This window comes from Serratia sp. CY82433 (genome assembly GCF_052166535.1).
Lineage (GTDB): Bacteria > Pseudomonadota > Gammaproteobacteria > Enterobacterales > Enterobacteriaceae > Serratia > Serratia sarumanii.
On sequence record NZ_JBJNOR010000001.1, the window covers coordinates 1,896,647 to 1,914,432 of the forward strand.

Below are 17,786 nucleotides of genomic sequence, written 5' to 3' on the forward strand. Positions count from 1 at the left end.
GCGGTACACAGAGCTCGCCGAATCCGGTATAGTCGGCCGATGAACAGATGATGGATTGATTTATGAAGCAGTTTCTTGATTTCCTCCCGTTAATTGTCTTTTTCGCTTTTTACAAGCTGTACGATATTTACGTCGCTTCCGGCGCGTTGATCGTCGCTACCGCGCTGGCGCTGGTGTTCACCTGGGTTAAATACCGCAAGGTCGAGAAGATGACGTTGATCACCTTCCTGATGGTGCTGGTGTTCGGCACCCTGACGCTGGTGTTCCACAACGATTTGTTCATCAAATGGAAGGTCACGGTGATTTACGCGCTGTTCGCGCTGGCGCTGCTGATCAGCCAATGGGTGCTCAAAAAACCGCTGGTTCAGCGCATGCTGGGCAAAGAGCTGACGCTGCCGGACAAAGTGTGGAGCAACCTTAACCTGGCCTGGGCGGTCTTTTTCCTGGCCTGCGGCCTGGCGAACATCTATGTCGCCTTCTGGCTGCCGCAAAGCGTCTGGGTCAATTTCAAAGTCTTTGGCCTGACGGTGCTGACGCTGGTCTTCACCCTCCTCAGCGGTATCTATATTTACCGGCACATGCCGGAAGAACAGAAAAAATAGTTACAAAATTGTTAATGCCTGCGGCGCTTGTCGCGGGCAGTATGATGTTATTCCCTCCTTTTAAAAGCAGACTGCTATGACACAACAACGACCTTTACCCAGCGGCGAGCTGGTGCTGCGCACGCTGGCGATGCCGGCCGATACCAATGCCAACGGTGATATCTTCGGCGGCTGGCTGATGTCGCAAATGGATATCGGCGGCGCCATCCAGGCAAAAGAGATCGCCGAAGGGCGCGTGGTGACCGTGCGCGTGGACGGCATGACCTTCCTGAAACCGGTGGCGGTAGGTGATGTGGTTTGCTGCTATGCGCACTGCATCCGTACCGGGCGCAGCTCGATCACCATCAATATCGAAGTGTGGGTCAAGAAAGTCTCCTCCGCCCCGATCGGCCAGCGCTACCGGGCGACCGAAGCGGTGTTCACCTATGTGGCGGTCGATGCGGAAGGCAACTCGCGCGCGCTGCCTGAGGGCAAAATGAATTTCCGCGTCGGCTTCGAAGAATAAACTGACGCTACGCCGCAAATGCAAAAAGGGTCGCCGAGGCGACCCTTTCTTTTTGTGTTGACCGAACTCAGTTCAATTCAGTCGTGCCGTTCAGCTTGAAGCGGATAGTGACGGTGCGATCTTTCGCTTCTTTGGCTTCATAGCGCCACTTGCGCATCGCCTGCTTCACTTCACGCTCAAACATGTTGCGCGGCTCGGCCGACAAGATGCGCACGTTGCTCACGCGCCCGTCGCTGTCGATATCGAACTGTACCCGCACGTTGCCTTCGATCTGCAAAGCCTGGGCCCGCGGCGGATAGAGCGGATTGGCGCGGCTGATCGGCCTTGGCCCGACCTCGCGCGAGTTGCCCTGCACCGGCGCAGCAGGCGCCTGTTTCACCGGCGCTTTATCGATCGGCTTGGCCGGCGAATCGTTGTTGAACGGCGACGGCTCGCGCGGCTCGACCTTCTTCGGCTCCGGTTTGACCTGTTTTTCGACCTTCGGCTTCGGCTTAGGCTTCGGTTTCGGCTTGACCGGCTCCGGCTTCACGATCGCCTTCGGCGGCGGCTCCACGATAGGCTCCGGTTCTGGCTCCGGCTCAGGTTCGACCTGCGGCGGTTCCGGCTCGGCCGGCGCCGGCGGTGGCGGTTCAGCCATCGCGGCGGTGTTGACCATCATGACGCTGATCGGCGCGTCCTCTGGCTTCGGCAGCTCCACCACTTCTTTTACCGAAGCGTAAAGCAATCCCGCCACCAGGGCGCTGTGCAGGCCTACGGACAAGACGAAAGGCACGGATATACGGCGATTAAGGAACATCTTTTTTAGCGGCATAATGATTCTGTTTCCTCTGGTTCGCCAAGTTTAAATGCAAATAGCAATCATATTCAATAACGAAAGGCAAACTATCGCTTTAATCGTCAGTATGCGCGGCTAAAACCAGCAAACTCATAAGGATATTAACCTGGCCGTTGCTTTTTTATCGCCGGAACACCACGCTTCATTAACGTTTCGCCTGGCGTCAAAAAGTAAAAAACCCGCCGTAGCGGGTTGATTGCGGTGATTAAGCGTTATTCTTCATCGCCATAGTAAAGCACGCCCAGCTTGATCAACGGCCGTCCTTGCGCCTTGCGGTGCAGGTTGGTGTCGCGCAGCGAATAGACGCAGCCGCAGTATTCCTGCTGATAGAAGCGTTCGCGCTTGCTGATCTCTATCATGCGCGACGAACCGCCCTTCTTGCGCCAGTTGTAATCCCAGTACACCAGGTCAGGATACTTTTCCGCCGCGCGAATGCCGCAGTCGGTGATCTGCTGCATGTTCTTCCAGCGCGAAATGCCGAGCGAGCTGGAGATGGTGTCATAACCGTGCTCATGCGCATACAGCGCCGTGCGCTCGAAACGCATGTCGAAACACATGGTGCAGCGGATACCGCGCTCCGGCTCATTCTCCATCCCCTTGGCGCGGGCGAACCAGTTGTCGGTATCGTAATCGGCATCGATGATCGGCACCCCGTGCTTTTCGGCGAAGCGGATGTTCTCTTCCTTGCGCAGCAGATACTCTTTTTGCGGATGAATATTGGGGTTATAGAAGAAAATGGCGTACTCGATCCCGGAGGCCTGGATCGCTTCCATCACCTCGCCGGAACAGGGCGCGCAGCACGAATGCAGCAGCAGTTTGCTTTTGCCCGCCGGCAAATCGAGTTTTTCCCTTACCAGTTCCGTCATGTCCTCACCTCAATGGCATATCAGTTTAAGCGCGCCGCACTATACGAATAAAAAGTAGCGGCTTCAAGGCATAAGCGCCAATCCGCCGGGAAATTCGCCCTACGCCGTTCCCCTGTCGCGCCTTTTGCGCTACCTTGGTAGCACCGTTTTATAGCCATGATTTTAAAGGTGAAACATGCTTTATCTGATCTACGCGCAAGACGTCCCCAACTCGCTGGAAAATCGTCTGGCGGTGCGTCCGGCACACCTGGCGCGCCTGCAGGCGCTGCGCGACGCCGGTCGCCTGGTGGTCGCCGGCCCTAACCCGGCCATCGACAGCAACGATCCCGGCGCCGCCGGCTTTACCGGTTCGACGGTGATCGCCGAATTCGAGTCGCTGGCGCAAGCCCAGGCCTGGGCGCAACAGGATCCCTATATCGCCGCCGGTGTCTATGCCGACGTGACGGTGAAACCGTTCAAGCAGGTGTTCTGATCTCCAGCCCCGCAATACCGGGAACGCCCGTTCGCGCGCCGTTCCCGGATCAATGCGTGCTTTCACCCTAACCCGTCGGTAGAAAAAATGCTCTCCCTTCAGGAGGCGTCGCGTCGCCCGCCTATACTCTCCTGAACCCGCGGCATCGCCGCGAAGCCGGGAGATAGACCGATGCGACTCGACGTACACGCTCACCTGTGGAGCACAGAGTATCTGGATCTTTTGCAAGCGCATGGCGTGCACGACGTCGCCGCCTATCGGCAACTGGGCGCCGGCCGCACCGAGCGCGAACTCGACGCCCGCTTCGCCCTGCTGGACAGCGCCGGCATCGACATGCAAATCCTGTCGGCGACGCCGCTGTCGCCGCATCTGGAAGACGAACAGGCGGCCGTTGATGCCGCGCGCCGGATCAACGATGAATATGCGGAACTGGTAGCGCGTTATCCCACCCGCTTTCGGGCTATCGCTTCTTTGCCGCTGCCGCATATCGACGCGGCGTTGCTCGAGCTTGAAAGGGCCTTTACCCAGCTCAATATGCTGGGCGCCTGCATCACCACCTCGGTGCTCGGGCTGTCTATTGCCAACCCGCTGTTCGAGCCGCTCTATCAGGAACTCAATCGCCGCCACAGCGTGCTGGCCATTCATCCCGCCGGCCGCGGCGCACACTCGCCGCTGATCGCCGATTACGCTTTGACCTGGTCGATTGGCGCGCCGATCGAAGATACGGTCGCCGCCATGCACTTTATTCTCCACGGCATCCCCCAACGCTTTCCGGAGATGAAAATCATTGTGCCGCACCTGGGCGGCCTGCTGCCGATGACGCTGGAGCGTCTCGACCAAACCGTCGCATGGGAAGCGCCGCATACACCGGAACCGCCGAGCCGCGCCGCTCTGCGCATGTGGTACGACACGGTAGGCCACGATCAGGTGCCCGCATTGCAAGCGGCGGCGGCGACCTTCGGCGCAGAGCGGCTGCTGTTCGGCACCGATTTCCCGTTCCAGCCGGGCGACCTGTTTCAAACCACGGTGGACTACATCCGCCGTGCGGGATTGCCGGAGGCAGACGTGAATGCCATTTTGGATCGCAATGCGGCGGCGGTGTTTGGGCTATAGGATGTGAGGCGGCCCTCCCAGGTTGGGCCGCGCTTACTGCGCGATGCGTTCACCGGTCTGAAAATACTCGCCGATGACTTTCTCCAGCATCGTCGTCGCAGGCTCGCCGTCGGCGGCGAAAGAGCGCAGCAGCTGCACCTCATACGGCGCGACCGGTGGCAACTCTTCGAGTATCCGCATCGCGCCAGAGAGCCGCGCCCGATCGAGCAACGTGACGGCCAGCCCCGCCTCTACGCAAGAGGCCACCACGCTGGCCGAGGGACTGCTTAAAATGACCCGCCATGGCCGCCCCGCGGTCGTCAACGCCTCGAGCATCGCTTCGCGATAAGGGCAATCGGCGGCATGCAACGCCAGCGGCAACGGCCGGTTAGCCTGCAGCGCCAGCGAACGGCCTCCGGCCCACACCGGCGCAGTCACCGCAAGCGGTGTCTGGCACTGTCTCCCCGAGGGTTGAACCACCAGCGCAAGATGCAGCCGATTACGGCCAATTTGTTCCGCCAGCGCCTGGCTGGCGGCGGTAGAGACCTCCAGCTCCACTGCGGGAAAACTGTCGGCAAACCGCGGCAAAATATGGCGTATCACATGAGAAGCGTACTCATCGGGCAATCCCAATTTGATATGGCCGCTCAGCGGCGCGCCCTGCAGCTCCCGCAGAATATCGTCATGGACGTTCAGCAGCCCGAGCGTCGAGGCCAGCAGCCTGTTTCCCAGCGGCGTCAGCGCCACGGACTGATTGTCACGCTCCAGCAGGCGCCCGCCCGCCAGCTGTTCCAGGCGCTGGATATGCACGCTCACGGCGGCGGGGCTGCGATTGACAAATGCCGCCGCCGCGCGAAATTGCCCCAAACGCGCAATGGCGTGAAAAGTGCGCAAGAGATCGATATCCAATGTCGGCCGCATGATTTAACTCCATTAAACAACTAAACAAAAATTATTCGATTTATTAAATTATAGCCACTCACTACCATCGGGCGGAAAAGGAGGTGACCACCATGTCCCTGCCACAATTCCGCCCCTCTTCCCACTGCGGCAAAGCCGCTCTCTGGCTGGCTGCGGCCGAGGTTCTGCTGATCGTGGCCTGGAGCTCCGGTTTCGTCGGCATCCGCTTCGCCGCCGATTACGCGCCGGTGTTGCTGGTGGCGTTCTGGCGCTGCGTGGTGGTCGCGTTCGCGCTGCTGCCGTTTAGCCTGAGCGCCATAAGGCGCGCATCTCCGCTGACGGTAGCTGTTCACGCCGGGATCGGGTTGCTCGCCATGACCGGTTACCTGACCGGCGTCAGCAAAGGCATTGAATATGGCGTGCCGGCCGGGCTGGCCGCGCTCATCGCCGATTTGCTCCCTCTCGGCACGGCGCTGCTGAGCATGCTGGTGCAACGTCGCCTGCCCGATGGCCGCGTCTGGTTCGGGTTAACATTGGGGGTTAGCGGGGTAACACTGGCGACCGGCAGCGCCATCTCATGGGGAAACGCCCCAATGTGGAGCTACTTGTTGCCGCTGGCGGGGATGCTGTCGCTGGCGCTGGCGACGCTGTGGCAGCAAAGGCTGCCGCAGACGCAGGCAATGAGTTTGCCGGCCGCGCTGGGGATACAAAGCGCGGTTTCAGCACTGGCTTTCGCCGCGATGGCCGCCGCTGAAGGCCCGTTGCTGCCAACCATGACGACGGGTTTTGTGATCGGCGTGCTTTGGACCGCGCTGCTGGCGACGCTGGGCGGCTACGGGCTGTACTGGTTTTGTCTAAGGCTCACCTCTGCGCTGCGCGTGACGAGCCTGCTGTTTCTCAGTCCCTTCGTCACTTTCTGCTGGGCATGGTTAATGTTCGATGAGCCCCTTTCCTGGCCGATGCTGCTGGGCGCGGCGGCCGCAGGAAGCGGTTTGTGGTTGCTAATCCGTCCCGCCGGGGGGATGAGACGTAAACGGCGCAACGCGCTGAAAAATGACGGGTAAAGCGAACGGCGCCGCCGCTACGCGAAGAGTTTTCCCCGCACCACCACCTTGCCCGGCTTGATATCGGGGTCGGCAATGCGCCGGATCGCCAGATTCAACGCTTGCCAGGCGATCTCTTGCAAATCATGCGACACGCAGGGGAAATGAAAACCGTAGATCTCAGCATGTGAAACCTCATCGATGCTGAACAGCGACACGTCCTCCATCAACGGCAGCCGGTGTTCAATGCAGGCCTTGATAATGCCCAGGGAGATCTGGTTATTGCAGCCGACGAAAAAGTCCGGTGCGCGGTTATTGGCCAGCCAACGGCTCGTTTCTTGCCAGGCGACATCCATAAAGAAATCGGCATACAGCACTTCAAGCGACGCCACCTTGCCTTGTAATGCCGCTTGCAAGCCAGTGACCCTGTCACGCGCCACGTTGGAGTTTTCCGGCCCGGAGACCACCACCACCCGCTGCGCCTTCTGTTCCAGCAGCCAGCGCCCCGCCTGGAGGCCGCAGTCCAGGTTATCGATATACACCCCGCTGCAGTGGCGATTATCCAGCTCCCGGTCGATCAGCACCACCGGAATATTCAAGGTTTCCAACCGTTTTAGATAGGAAGGCTGGTACAGATGATCGTTGGAAATGACCGAGAGAATGATCGCATCGACGTTGTAGCCAATCAGTTTGTCGATGATTCTGTCTTCGCTTTCCTGAGACTCATAGGAGTCGAACACCAAGGTGTCGTATCCCATTTTTTGCGCTTCAAGCGTCATCAGCCGCGTCAGGCCGCCAAAGAACGGGTTGGCCATATCAGGGTTGACGATACCGATGGTTCTGCTGCTTTTCGCCCGCAGGTTGCGCGCTGCGGCATTGACCACATAGCCGAGCTCGGCAGCGGTCTCCCGAATGCGGCGCAGCGTTTCCGGATGAACTTTGTCCGGCTGTGAAAATGCCCGCGACGCGGTGATTTTACTGACGTTTGCCTGTGCGGCGACGCTAGCCAGCGTCGCTTTCCGTCCTCGACCCACTGCCAAATGCAGCTCCTTAGCTTTGAGTATCATTTTGTACCATTAACAACATCATGACAGAACTTTCATCGTGGCGCTAATGGTTTACGCCCGCCAGGCGGTTAATCCGGGGATCGGTAAAGATATCCAGCTCGTCACGGCTCTCGGAAGAGAACTCGGACACCACCGCCCCCCGCTTTCCAGCCTGAAACCAGTGCCGGGTATTGGGCGCGATGGTGTATTGCTCGCCCGGCCGCAAGAGGATATAGCGATTGCAGGTATACCAAGGCTCCGCGCCCTCTGGTACCCGGCATACCGGTTCGCCGCCGGCGTCATTAAGCGTCAGGTTTTCATCATCGACAAACAGAAACACCTCGCCCCAACGGCAGCGAAACGTCTCTTGCTTGCCCAGCGTGCCGGCGAAAGGAGGATGCAAATGTTCCGGGCAAGTCTGCTCTGGAAACAGCACCAACTCTTTCGCACAATAGCGAGGCGAGTTGACATAGGTCAGCAGTTGCAGCCCTGAGGCGGGATAATCGGCCAGACCAAATGTAGCAATTTCAATACGTTGCTGTTCTTCTTCGGTCAGAATAATGTCCGCCTTGCGCAAATATTCCAGCGTAGCGGCCATGGCGGTTTGTCGTTTGTTCATCATTTCCCCTGCAAAGTAACGGTATCGATATCAACACGCTGATATTAAAACCGTCATTGCATCGCCGATTTTGTGATCGTTATCCCCATATTGAATAACAACCCACCAGCAAAATTAACTCTCGTCGAGTAATTCCAACATCGATCACAGTTTACCCCCTCGCTTTGGCCCAATATCGCCGCATAGAAATGATACCGTTACCATAAAAATGATTCACCAGGAGGCAATATGAAAGCATTAGTGTTGGCCAAAGCGGGGGAAATCGCTATCGAGGACGTCCAGCTTGCCGAAACGCTGGGCCCCGATGATGTGCAGATAAAAATTCATTCCGTGGGCATCTGCGGCAGTGATGTGCACTATTACCAACATGGCCGCATTGGCCCGTTCGTGGTTAACGCCCCGATGGTGCTCGGCCATGAAGCCTCCGGCGTGGTGCTCGCGACAGGTAAAAACGTCACTCACCTCAGCATCGGCGATCGCGTTTGCATGGAGCCCGGCATTCCCGATCTCAACTCGGCGCAGACGCGCGCCGGTATTTACAACCTTGACCCGGCCGTTCGCTTCTGGGCGACGCCGCCGGTACACGGTTGCCTGCGCGAAACCGTCATCCACCCTGCCGCCTTCACGTTCAAATTGCCGGACAACGTCAGTTTCGCTGAAGGCGCCATGGTGGAACCCTTAGCCATCGGCATGCAAGCGGCCACCAAAGCCGGGATCAAACCCGGCGATATCGCGCTGGTGATCGGCGCCGGGCCGATCGGCGTGGTCACCGCCCTCGCGGCGCTGGCGGGCGGCTGCTCGGACGTCATTATTTGCGATCTGTTCGACGAAAAACTCGCCGTTGCGGCCAGTTACGAGGGGCTGCACGCCGTCAATATCAAAACCGGCGACCTGGCGGGGAAAGTGGCCGCCCTCACCAGCGGCAATGGCGCCGATGTCGTGTTTGAATGCAGCGGCGCGAAACCGGCTATCGCTACGCTGGCCGAACATGCGGCGCCCGGGGCGACCGCCGTGCTGGTCGGCATGCCGATCGATGCCGCGCCGCTGGATATCGTCGCCGCGCAGGCCAAGGAAATTACCTTCAAGACCATTTTCCGCTACGCCAACATGTACCCGCGCACGCTGCGGCTGTTGAGCAGCGGCAAGCTGCGTGTCCAGCCGTTGATAAGCCAAACCTACAAGTTCTCCGACAGTGTGGCGGCCTTCGAGCGCGCGGCGGCGGGACATGCCTCAGACATCAAAATCATGCTGGAGATGGAGTGATCCTATGGCGCTCTATGCTGGCATAGACTGCGGTACGCAAGGCACGAAAGTCGTGATTGTCGACAGCACACAGGGCGTGATCCTCGGTGAGGGCAATGCCCCTCACCGCCTCATCAGCCAAGCCAATGGCCGGCGCGAACAGGAGGCCGACTGGTGGATTGAGGCGCTAGTCATCGCTTTTCGCCAAGCCGTGACTCACGCCGGCGTTGATGCACGGGAGATTCACGCTCTGGGGGTCTCGGGCCAACAACATGGGTTTGTGCCGCTGGACGCAGACGGCAACGTGCTGCACAGCGTCAAGCTGTGGTGCGATACCGAAACCGCAGAGGAAAACGAACGGCTCCTGCAACAGCTCGGCGGAGCCAATGGCTCGCTGGAAACGCTTGGCCTGAGGATCGCCACCGGCTATACCGCGTCAAAAATCCTTTGGTTCAAGACGCACCATCCGGCGCTGTGGGCACAACTGCATACCGTGTTATTGCCCCATGACTACTTGAACTTCTGGCTGACCGGGGAGCGCGTAGCGGAATATGGCGACGCTTCCGGCACCGGGTTGTTCGATGTGCGCACCCGTCGCTGGAGCAAAACCGCCGTCGATCTTATCGACGACAGCGGCCGCCTGTGGCAAGCCCTGCCGCCGCTCAAAAGCGCGGAGTGCTGCATCGGCACGGTGCGCCCCGCCGCGGCGGAAAAACTCGGCCTCGGCCCGGCAGTGCGGGTCTCGACCGGCGGCGGCGACAACATGATGGCGGCCATCGGTTCCGGCAACATCGAGGCCGGCACCCTCACCCTGAGCCTGGGCACCTCCGGCACGCTGTTCGCCTGGTCCGGCGCCCCCGTCACGGCGGAATCGGACATGATTGCCGGCTTCTGCTCCAGCACCAACGGGTGGCTGCCATTGATTTGCACCATGAACGTCACCTCGGCCACCACCGCGGTACAAACGCTGCTGGACCAAGATCTTGCCGGCTTTAACGCTTTGCTGGCGCAGGCTTCGCCCGGCGCAGGCGGTGTCGAGATGCTGCCGTTCTTCAATGGCGAACGCGTTCCGCCATTGCCCCACGCGCGCGCCAGCCTGCATAACCTCGATAGCGACAACTTTACCCGCGCCAATCTCTGCCTGGCGGTGGTCGAAAGCGCCACGTATGGGTTGCGCTATGGCATCGAGCTATTTCGCCGTCAGGGCATCGAAGCGCGCGAAATCCGCCTCACCGGCGGCGGCGCCCGCAGCGCCGCCTGGCGACAAATCGTCGCGGACGTAATGGGATGCCCGGTGGTCTGTCTGAAAGCCAAAGAGACCGCGGCGCTGGGCGGCGCCATTCAGGCGATGTGGGCGACGATGTTGGCCGACGATCCGCGCCGGAACGCCGCCGCATTGCTGGCCGAACTGTGCCAACGCTTCGTTGCGCTGGATGAGGCCACGCGCACGCCGCCAAACGCCGGCAGGCAGGCGCAATACGAGACGCTTTATCAACGCTACCTGCAACGCTTGCAGCAGACCTATCCGGAGGTGCAACTGTGACGCGAGCCCCCCATACGCCAGCGCCCGCCTACCTGCTGGAGGTCAGCGGCGTCAGGAAAGCCTTCGGCCCGGTCGTGGCGCTCAAGAATGCGGAGTTTTGCCTGCGGCGCGGATCCATCCATGCCCTGTGCGGCGGCAACGGCGCGGGTAAATCCACCTTTCTCAGCATTCTGATGGGCTTTATTCAACCCGATGGCGGCGACATTTTTATCAATGGCCAACGCTGCGAATTTCATCATCCGCGGGAAGCCCTCAATGCCGGCATCGCCATCGTGCAGCAGGAGCTGAGCGCGATCCCGGATCTGACGGTGGCCGAAAACATTTGGCTGGGCCGCGAGCCGAGACGCCTGGGGTTCGTCGATTTCGCAACGCTCAACCAGCGCACGACCAGCCTGCTCAAAGAACTCGATTTCAAGATCGACGCCCGAGAAAAAATGCGCAACCTGAGCGTCGCCGAACAGCAGCTGGTCGAGATCGCCAAGGCGCTGTCGCATGCCAATGCCGACATCATCATCATGGATGAACCCACCTCGGCGATTGGCGAAGAGGATGCGCAGAAAATCTTTCAGACGCTTCAGCAACTGGCGGCAAAAGGTAAAGGCATTATTTACGTCTCTCACCGTTTGTCAGAGATATTCCAAATCGCGGACAGCTACACCATTTTCCGCGACGGCGCCTATATCCATGAAGGCTATATCGCCGACATTACCCGTGAACAGCTGATCGAACACATTATTGGCGGCGAGTACGACAGCGAGTTCGCCAAATTCAACCAGCCCGGCGAACAGGTCTTGCTGGCGGTCAATAACCTGTGTTGGCGCAGCAAGATAAAAGATATCAGCCTGCAGCTGAAGCACGGTGAGATCCTGGGCATCTATGGGCTGGTGGGATCGGGCCGCAGTGAATTTCTCGATCTTATCTTCGGCATTCAGCATGCCGACAGCGGCACGATTCGCCTGGGCGACAAGACGCTGAACCGCCACTCTCCGCGCGAGGCCATCGACAGCGGTATTGCCTACGTGACGGAAGATCGCAAGGAAACCGGCCTGGTGCTGTGCCGTTCCGTCAGTGAAAACATCAATATCGCCTCTTTTGCCGCCATCAGCCGGATGGGGTTTGTCAGCGAGAAACGGGAGCAGGCGCGAACCCGCGACATGATCCAGCGCTTTAACGTTAAAACCCACGACGGCGAACAGCCGGTGGGCAACCTGAGCGGCGGCAACCAGCAAAAAGTCGTGCTGGGCCGTTGGGCGCTGCTGGATCCGGAGGTTTTGCTGCTCGACGAGCCGACGCGCGGTATCGACGTCGGGGCCAAGAAAGAGATCTATCGATTTATGTCGGAGTTCGCCTTGCAAAACAAAGGGATCATTATGGTTTCCTCCGAGCTTTCGGAAATTATCGGCATGAGCGATCGCATATTGGTGTTTCGTGACGGGCAGTTGGCCGGCGAGCTTTCGGCAGCCGATGCGACCCAGGCAGCACTGATGAAACTTGCGGTTTAACAGAGAGAGAAAAAAAATGAGCAGCGCCCACTCCTTATCACCAGGAATTTCATTTTTCACCCGCAATAAGCGCCGTATGCACAAATACGGCATTATCATCGCCTTTTTCGCCCTGTGCCTGATCGTGGCGCTGATTGGCGAATATCAGGTCGCTCAGGGGGCCTGGAGCAGCAACTATTTTCTCAGCAATGAAAACACCCTGATCGTCCTGCGCCAGGTCTCGATCAACGGCATTCTGGCGATCGGCATGACCTTCGTCATTATCACGGCAGGCGTCGATCTCTCCGTGGGCTCGGTGCTGGCGTTAAGCGGGATCGTCGCCGCCCGCTTCGCCACCAACAACAGCGGATTGGCTATCGGCGACACCGCGACCGCCGTCATGGCGCCGCTGATTGTGGCGCTGGGCATCGGCATCGTCTGCGGCCTGATGAACGGCACCGTGTTAGCCCGTTATCGTCTGCAGCCGTTTATCGTCACCATGGGCATGCTCTCCGCGGCGCGCGGTTTAACCATGCTGACCACCAACGGCAATCCGGTATCGCAATTGAACAGCGATTTCCGCTGGTTAGGCAATGGCTATGTCGGCGGCGTTCCGGTGCCCGTCATCATCTTCATCGTGCTGTTCGCCCTCGCCTGGCTCGTGCTGAATAAAACCCTCTTCGGGCGCTACATCTACGCCGTCGGCGGCAACCCGAAGAGCGCGCGCACCTCGGGGATTAACGTGACACGCATCAAAATACTGGTGTATACGCTGTGCGGCGCGCTGGCCGGCATCGCCGGCCTGATCCTCACGGCGCGCACCGGTTCGGCGCAGACCAATGCCGGCGCAGGGTATGAGCTGGACGCCATCGCGGCGGTGGTGATCGGCGGCACCAGCATGGCCGGCGGCGTCGGTACGCTGGTCGGCACCTTCTTCGGCGTGCTGATTATCGGGGTGATGAATAACGGCCTCGATCTGCTCGGCGTGCAGTCGTATTACCAACAAATTATCAAAGGCGCATTGATCGTCCTTGCCGTATTGCTCGACCCCTCGCGTAAGCAACAGCGCGATTAATAACATCAGACCCAACTCTACCAGGAGAAAACCATGAATAAGACCAAGATAGCGTTGTTTGCCTCTGCCCTGATGCTGGGCAGCCTGTCGGCAGCCCAGGCCGCCCCGGTTAAAATCGCGGTATTGATGTACGGCAACAAAGCCGAATTCGTGCAATTGATGGAAAGGTTCGGGAAGGAACACCCGGCGGTGAAAAGCGGCGAAGCCGTGCTGACCTTCTACGATGGGCGTTATGATGCATCGGTGCAAAACGATCAGGCCGCCACCGCTATCCAGACGCGCGCCGATGCCATTATCGTCAACCCTATGGATTTTGAGGCCAATATCGATATCGTCACCAATGCCAACGAGGCCAAAATCCCGGTGGTGGTCACCAATGCGCGCCTGAACACGGACGCGATGACGTCTGAAGTGGTGTCTAACGACGAGTTGGGGGGATATCTGGAAGCCAAAGCCGTACTGGACAAACTCGACTGCAAGAACCATAAGGTGAACGTGGTGATTATCGAAGGCCCGAAAGGCGGCAGCGGCGAGATCCAGCGCGGCAAGGGCAATGATAAAGCGATAGCCGAGTGCGGCGCCGGCCAAGTCACCGTGCTTGAACGCAAAACGGCCAACTGGTCACGCGCGGAAGCGCAGCCGCTGATGGAAAACTGGCTGCAGAAACATCGGGGCAAAATCAACGGCGTGATTGGCCAAAACGACGAGATGGCGCTGGGCGCTATCGAGGCGATTAAAGGCGCCGGCCTGAATGTGAAGGACTTCGCGATTGCCGGCGTTGACGGCGTTTCCGACGCGATTCATGCGGTGCAGGCCGGTGAAATGGTCTCTATCCTGCAAGATGCCAAAGGCCAGATGCAGGGGTCCATCGACGTCGCGCTGCGCGCCGTGAAAGGTGAAAGCTATCAGCCGCAGTCGGATATCTGGAAACAGTACGCCAAGGATCTGAAATGGGAAGGCGGCACGCAGAAGCATTATTACATTCCGTGGACCGTCGTCACCGCAGAGAACGCCCAATCGCTGTTGGACGCCCGTAAATAATCCCCCCCGCCCCCTGCCTCCAGGGGGCACCGCTTGGGCGCTTGCCTGCAAACAAAAAAAAAGCCAGCACGGAGTGGCTGGCTTAAAAGTTCTTCGAGGGAATATCTTGTTCGATAACCATACGCCCTTCACTGCGGGCTTTACTAGCTATCAGTGCGATAGGCATCCTCAGTTAAAATCAACGCCTGCATATCGGTGAACATCGTTTCCCATTCCGCCTGGTCGATATCCATCAAACCAAAGTAACGCAGCATAAAGGCGCCTTCGGTGGCGAGAAACGCCAGGCGCGCGCGCTTGCCCTCTTCGGTGGTCAAATCGAGCCCGGCGATGCGGCTGCGATACCATTCGCGCGTGCTCGCCAGATGCTCCGGCGTTTGAATCAGCGTCGCCATCAGCCCGGCGGCCTTGGCGCTGGCGGTCTGATCCGAACTGTGGGTGGCCAGCATATGCGCCCGCACAGCGGTCTGCGGCGAAGGATCGTCGCCGGCGATAGCCGTGAACAGCGTTTCATAGGCACTGCCCCAGCGATCGAACATGGCATCAATCAGGGCGTCTTTGCTGCCAAAGCAATACTGCACCCCGCCCTTGGAGATCCCCATCGCTTTGGCGACGGCGTCGATGGTCAAGCCGGCGGCGCCCTGGGTGGCGACGATTTCTTCTGCGATGTCCAAAACCTTGTCGCGATCGATGCTGCGTTGACGTCCCATTAAGAAACCCTTCTTTTCAATACGAACGTATGGATATATATTATCACCAGTATACCACCCGGCATCGCCGGTGGGTTACCCGAATGGCGGCGCCTCCGCGCGGCCCACTTTAACTGGATTATGACTTATGTACGCCAAGAACCGCTGGTTGATCCTGACGATGGTCGCCAGCGCCCTGTTCCTGATCGTCATCGATATGACGGTGTTATATACCGCCCTGCCGCGCTTAACCCAGGCGCTGGACGCCAGCGCTTCGCAAAAACTCTGGATCGTCAACGCCTACCCGCTGGTGGTGGCCGGCCTGTTGCCCGGCGCCGGCATGCTGAGCGATCGCATCGGCCATAAACGGCTGTTTCTCGCCGGACTGCCGGTGTTTGCCGTCGCGTCGCTGTGCGCCGCGTTCTCGCCCACCGCCGAGTGGCTGATCGCCGCCCGGGTGTTCCTCGCCGTTGGCGCGGCGATGATGATGCCCGCCACGCTGTCCATCGTGCGCCACGTCTTTACCGACGAACGCGAACGCGCGCTGGCGATCGGCATCTGGGCCTCGGTGGCCTCCGGCGGCGCGGCCATCGGCCCGGTGGTCGGCGGCCTGCTGCTGGAGTATTTCTGGTGGGGTTCGGTGTTCCTGATCAATGTGCCGGTCGTGCTGCTGGTCTGGCCGCTGGCGTGGAAACTGATCCCGCGCTGCGGTGGCGATAACCCGCGCCCTTCGGACATCGTCGGCTCGGTGCAGATCATGATTGGCCTGGTCGGCGCTATCTATGCGCTGAAGGAGCTGAGCAAGCCGACGCCTGATGTGAGTGCCTTGCTTGTGGCTGCCCTGATCGGCATCCTGTTCCTGGCGCTGTTCGTGCGACGCCAGCAGCGCAGCGCCCACCCGATGATCGATTTCTCTCTGTTCCGCAACCGGCTGTTCGCCGGCGGCATCGGCGTGGCGCTGCTGTCGATGGTGGCGCTGATCGGCATCGAACTGGTGCTCAGCCAGCGATTGCAGCTGGTGCTCGGCCTCAGCCCGCTGCAGGCGGCGCTGTTTATTTTGCCGATCCCGCTGGCCTCGGCGCTGGCGGGGCCCGTAGCCGGCCTGCTGTTGCCGCGCTACGGCGAACGCAGCATCATCCTCGGCGGTTTTGTCCTGACCACTCTCGGCATCGCCGGTCTTGCCGCGTTATACCAGAGCGGCATGGCATTGCAATTGGTCAGCCTGGCGCTGGTGGGCTTTGGCCTCGGTGGCGTGATCACCGCCGCTTCCACCGCCATCATGCTGAACGCGCCGGAGGAAAAATCCGGCATGGCGGCGTCGATCGAGGACGTCTCCTACGAGCTGGGCGGCGTGCTGGGCGTGACGCTGCTCGGCGGGTTGATGACGGCGGTTTACAGCCACAGCCTGGCGCTGCCGGCGGAGCTGCCGGTCAACCCGCTGGCATACGACAGCATCGACGAAGCCCTGCGCCTGGCGGCCGGGATGGCGGCCGATCGCGCGCAGCAGCTGACGCAGCTGGCGCGTCTGGCCTTTGATCGCGCGTTTATTACGGTACTGATCGCCGCCGCGCTGTTAATGGCGCTGGGCGCCGGGGCGGTAAAACTGGCGCTGCGCAAGTAACCGATAAAAGCGGCTTTTTTCGCCGGCGGAACCTGCGTAAACTAATTCGGCAATTTGCTCGACGGATTTGTCGTCATCGGTTTGAACGATGGCAATAATGCCTGTTATCGTGTTTAACCCTGCGATAAATCCGGTTACTGTATCCCCTATGGAAATTGATTCTGTCTACTATCGGAACAGATAATCAGGAGAAGATTATTATGGCAACGGCAAAGAAAGCAGCGAAAACCCATATCGGCCTCGACAGTAAACAATCGGCAAAACTCGCCGAAGCGCTGAACGCGCTGTTGGCGAACTATCAGGTGCTGTATATGAACGTGCGCGGCTATCATTGGAACATTACCGGCCCGCAGTTCTTTGAACTGCACGCGAAGTTCGAAGAGACATATAACGATCTGCTGACCAAGGTGGACGAGCTGGCGGAACGTATTCTGACGCTGGGCTCGCAGCCGCGTCACGCTTTCAGCGACTATCTGAAAACCGCCGACATCAAGGAACACACCAACGTGACCGATGATAAGGGCACGCTGCGCGGCCTGTTGGAAGGGTATTCAATCTTGCTGCAACAGCAGCGTGAACTGCTGACGGTGGCGGCGGACGCCGGCGACGAAGGCACCGCGTCGCTGATGAGCGATTACATCAAAGAGCAGGAAAAACAGGTCTGGATGCTCAACGCCTATCTGGGCAAATAACCCTGGCGCCATAACAAAACAGTCCCTTACGGGACTGTTTTCGTTTTACCACTCGCAGGATACCGCAAACAGCAGCGCGCGCCGATGCTGATCGTCCAGGCGGCGCCGCACCCGGATGATATGGCGATTGCTGCACGACTGGCGCTCCAGCCAGCGATGCCGGCGGCGTTGGCTCTGCCGCAACATGCGCCAGCGGCCCACTTCATTTCTACTGCGTCTCATAATTCCGTCACTCGTTCGTCTAATGCCAACCGCGGGCATTATAGCCCTTTCCGCCCGTGATCCAAGCCGCCGTTATCGGCGGCACAGCGGACGCCGCGCGGGCAAAAGCCGCCCTTTCATTTTCAGCAAGTGCCTTAACTTCATCATATTTATGTAACATAAGCGCCGATAAAAGGTTTCGCCTTGCCCGATCTGTGCGTACA

The 17,786-nt window shown here is 59.4% G+C and carries 19 protein-coding genes; 12 read left to right on the forward strand and 7 right to left on the reverse strand.

Annotated features, from left to right (window positions below):
• The first annotated feature begins 62 nt into the window (after positions 1–62).
• Entirely contained in the window at positions 63–602 is a 540-nt protein-coding gene (locus ACJ8PI_RS09175) for a septation protein A (protein ID WP_004932082.1), read from the forward strand.
• A 76-nt stretch (positions 603–678) separates the two neighbouring features.
• On the forward strand, positions 679–1,107 hold the full coding sequence (gene yciA / locus ACJ8PI_RS09180) for an acyl-CoA thioester hydrolase YciA (RefSeq protein ID WP_004932085.1): 429 nt from the start codon (positions 679–681) through the stop codon (positions 1,105–1,107).
• Positions 1,108–1,174: 67 nt separating this feature from the next.
• Here the strand turns inward: yciA and tonB are convergent, their stop codons facing one another.
• Positions 1,175–1,918: a TonB system transport protein TonB gene (gene tonB, locus ACJ8PI_RS09185; RefSeq protein WP_016927510.1), complete on the reverse strand. Its 744-nt coding sequence runs from the start codon at positions 1,916–1,918 to the stop codon at positions 1,175–1,177.
• 236 nt (positions 1,919–2,154) lie between these two features.
• The gene (locus ACJ8PI_RS09190) at positions 2,155–2,808 is read right to left on the reverse strand and encodes an epoxyqueuosine reductase QueH (protein WP_033634769.1); all 654 of its coding nucleotides are present in this window, start codon (positions 2,806–2,808) and stop codon (positions 2,155–2,157) included.
• Positions 2,809–2,983: 175 nt separating this feature from the next.
• On the opposite strand from ACJ8PI_RS09190, the gene ACJ8PI_RS09195 reads away from it, so the two are divergent.
• Together ACJ8PI_RS09195 and ACJ8PI_RS09200 are read left to right on the forward strand one after the other, a co-directional pair.
• Positions 2,984–3,280, forward strand: coding sequence for a YciI family protein (locus ACJ8PI_RS09195; RefSeq protein ID WP_033634770.1), 297 nt, complete (start codon positions 2,984–2,986; stop codon positions 3,278–3,280).
• A 171-nt stretch (positions 3,281–3,451) separates the two neighbouring features.
• Positions 3,452–4,393, forward strand: a complete 942-nt coding sequence (locus tag ACJ8PI_RS09200; protein WP_039565837.1) for an amidohydrolase family protein — start codon at positions 3,452–3,454, stop codon at positions 4,391–4,393.
• 33 nt (positions 4,394–4,426) lie between these two features.
• Here ACJ8PI_RS09200 and ACJ8PI_RS09205 read toward each other — a convergent pair whose 3' ends face one another.
• On the reverse strand, positions 4,427–5,293 hold the full coding sequence (locus ACJ8PI_RS09205; RefSeq protein ID WP_164134174.1) for a LysR substrate-binding domain-containing protein: 867 nt from the start codon (positions 5,291–5,293) through the stop codon (positions 4,427–4,429).
• A gap of 92 nt (positions 5,294–5,385) precedes the next feature.
• Between ACJ8PI_RS09205 and ACJ8PI_RS09210 the strand changes: the two genes are divergently transcribed.
• The gene (locus ACJ8PI_RS09210) at positions 5,386–6,336 is read left to right on the forward strand and encodes a DMT family transporter (protein WP_049235044.1); all 951 of its coding nucleotides are present in this window, start codon (positions 5,386–5,388) and stop codon (positions 6,334–6,336) included.
• A 17-nt stretch (positions 6,337–6,353) separates the two neighbouring features.
• Here ACJ8PI_RS09210 and ACJ8PI_RS09215 read toward each other — a convergent pair whose 3' ends face one another.
• Positions 6,354–7,355, reverse strand: a complete 1,002-nt coding sequence (locus ACJ8PI_RS09215; protein ID WP_047567137.1) for a LacI family DNA-binding transcriptional regulator — start codon at positions 7,353–7,355, stop codon at positions 6,354–6,356.
• A gap of 70 nt (positions 7,356–7,425) precedes the next feature.
• Positions 7,426–7,980: a D-lyxose/D-mannose family sugar isomerase gene (locus tag ACJ8PI_RS09220; protein ID WP_164134173.1), complete on the reverse strand. Its 555-nt coding sequence runs from the start codon at positions 7,978–7,980 to the stop codon at positions 7,426–7,428.
• 228 nt (positions 7,981–8,208) lie between these two features.
• On the opposite strand from ACJ8PI_RS09220, the gene ACJ8PI_RS09225 reads away from it, so the two are divergent.
• The 5 genes from ACJ8PI_RS09225 (at position 8,209) to ACJ8PI_RS09245 (ending at position 14,362) form a co-directional block, all read left to right on the forward strand.
• Positions 8,209–9,243 (forward strand): NAD(P)-dependent alcohol dehydrogenase, encoded by a 1,035-nt coding sequence (locus tag ACJ8PI_RS09225; protein ID WP_033634775.1) that lies wholly within the window; start codon positions 8,209–8,211, stop codon positions 9,241–9,243.
• Between the two features lie 4 nt (positions 9,244–9,247).
• Complete coding sequence (gene xylB / locus ACJ8PI_RS09230; protein ID WP_103773605.1) at positions 9,248–10,765, forward strand: xylulokinase; 1,518 nt, start codon at positions 9,248–9,250, stop codon at positions 10,763–10,765.
• The gene (locus ACJ8PI_RS09235) at positions 10,762–12,267 is read left to right on the forward strand and encodes a sugar ABC transporter ATP-binding protein (RefSeq protein ID WP_103772332.1); all 1,506 of its coding nucleotides are present in this window, start codon (positions 10,762–10,764) and stop codon (positions 12,265–12,267) included. The genes xylB and ACJ8PI_RS09235 overlap by 4 nt, the downstream gene beginning before the upstream one ends.
• A 76-nt stretch (positions 12,268–12,343) precedes the next feature.
• Complete coding sequence (locus ACJ8PI_RS09240; protein ID WP_369783701.1) at positions 12,344–13,321, forward strand: ABC transporter permease; 978 nt, start codon at positions 12,344–12,346, stop codon at positions 13,319–13,321.
• Positions 13,322–13,354: 33 nt separating this feature from the next.
• Positions 13,355–14,362, forward strand: coding sequence for a substrate-binding domain-containing protein (locus tag ACJ8PI_RS09245; RefSeq protein WP_033634778.1), 1,008 nt, complete (start codon positions 13,355–13,357; stop codon positions 14,360–14,362).
• 143 nt (positions 14,363–14,505) lie between these two features.
• Here the strand turns inward: ACJ8PI_RS09245 and ACJ8PI_RS09250 are convergent, their stop codons facing one another.
• Positions 14,506–15,069, reverse strand: coding sequence for a TetR/AcrR family transcriptional regulator (locus ACJ8PI_RS09250; protein ID WP_039565828.1), 564 nt, complete (start codon positions 15,067–15,069; stop codon positions 14,506–14,508).
• Positions 15,070–15,196: 127 nt separating this feature from the next.
• Here ACJ8PI_RS09250 and smfY point away from each other — a divergent pair, with 127 nt between their 5' ends.
• Together smfY and ACJ8PI_RS09260 are read left to right on the forward strand one after the other, a co-directional pair.
• Positions 15,197–16,669, forward strand: coding sequence for a multidrug efflux MFS transporter SmfY (gene smfY / locus ACJ8PI_RS09255; protein ID WP_049212674.1), 1,473 nt, complete (start codon positions 15,197–15,199; stop codon positions 16,667–16,669).
• Positions 16,670–16,869: 200 nt separating this feature from the next.
• On the forward strand, positions 16,870–17,361 hold the full coding sequence (locus tag ACJ8PI_RS09260; protein ID WP_004932132.1) for a Dps family protein: 492 nt from the start codon (positions 16,870–16,872) through the stop codon (positions 17,359–17,361).
• 45 nt (positions 17,362–17,406) lie between these two features.
• Here ACJ8PI_RS09260 and ACJ8PI_RS09265 read toward each other — a convergent pair whose 3' ends face one another.
• On the reverse strand, positions 17,407–17,583 hold the full coding sequence (locus ACJ8PI_RS09265; RefSeq protein ID WP_025159792.1) for a YciY family protein: 177 nt from the start codon (positions 17,581–17,583) through the stop codon (positions 17,407–17,409).
• Positions 17,584–17,786 lie beyond the last annotated feature (203 nt).

Coding starts and splice junctions, on each gene's coding strand:
- ACJ8PI_RS09225 (WP_033634775.1), top strand. CDS start 8,209: ATGAAAGCATTAGTGTTGGCCAAAGCGGGGGAAATCGCTATCGAGGAC.
- smfY (WP_049212674.1), top strand. CDS start 15,197: ATGTACGCCAAGAACCGCTGGTTGATCCTGACGATGGTCGCCAGCGCC.
- ACJ8PI_RS09250 (WP_039565828.1), bottom strand. CDS start 15,069: ATGGGACGTCAACGCAGCATCGATCGCGACAAGGTTTTGGACATCGCA.
- ACJ8PI_RS09195 (WP_033634770.1), top strand. CDS start 2,984: ATGCTTTATCTGATCTACGCGCAAGACGTCCCCAACTCGCTGGAAAAT.
- ACJ8PI_RS09205 (WP_164134174.1), bottom strand. CDS start 5,293: ATGCGGCCGACATTGGATATCGATCTCTTGCGCACTTTTCACGCCATT.
- ACJ8PI_RS09265 (WP_025159792.1), bottom strand. CDS start 17,583: ATGAGACGCAGTAGAAATGAAGTGGGCCGCTGGCGCATGTTGCGGCAG.
- ACJ8PI_RS09220 (WP_164134173.1), bottom strand. CDS start 7,980: ATGAACAAACGACAAACCGCCATGGCCGCTACGCTGGAATATTTGCGC.
- tonB (WP_016927510.1), bottom strand. CDS start 1,918: ATGCCGCTAAAAAAGATGTTCCTTAATCGCCGTATATCCGTGCCTTTC.
- ACJ8PI_RS09200 (WP_039565837.1), top strand. CDS start 3,452: ATGCGACTCGACGTACACGCTCACCTGTGGAGCACAGAGTATCTGGAT.
- ACJ8PI_RS09175 (WP_004932082.1), top strand. CDS start 63: ATGAAGCAGTTTCTTGATTTCCTCCCGTTAATTGTCTTTTTCGCTTTT.
- yciA (WP_004932085.1), top strand. CDS start 679: ATGACACAACAACGACCTTTACCCAGCGGCGAGCTGGTGCTGCGCACG.
- ACJ8PI_RS09260 (WP_004932132.1), top strand. CDS start 16,870: ATGGCAACGGCAAAGAAAGCAGCGAAAACCCATATCGGCCTCGACAGT.
- xylB (WP_103773605.1), top strand. CDS start 9,248: ATGGCGCTCTATGCTGGCATAGACTGCGGTACGCAAGGCACGAAAGTC.
- ACJ8PI_RS09240 (WP_369783701.1), top strand. CDS start 12,344: ATGCACAAATACGGCATTATCATCGCCTTTTTCGCCCTGTGCCTGATC.
- ACJ8PI_RS09245 (WP_033634778.1), top strand. CDS start 13,355: ATGAATAAGACCAAGATAGCGTTGTTTGCCTCTGCCCTGATGCTGGGC.
- ACJ8PI_RS09210 (WP_049235044.1), top strand. CDS start 5,386: ATGTCCCTGCCACAATTCCGCCCCTCTTCCCACTGCGGCAAAGCCGCT.
- ACJ8PI_RS09190 (WP_033634769.1), bottom strand. CDS start 2,808: ATGACGGAACTGGTAAGGGAAAAACTCGATTTGCCGGCGGGCAAAAGC.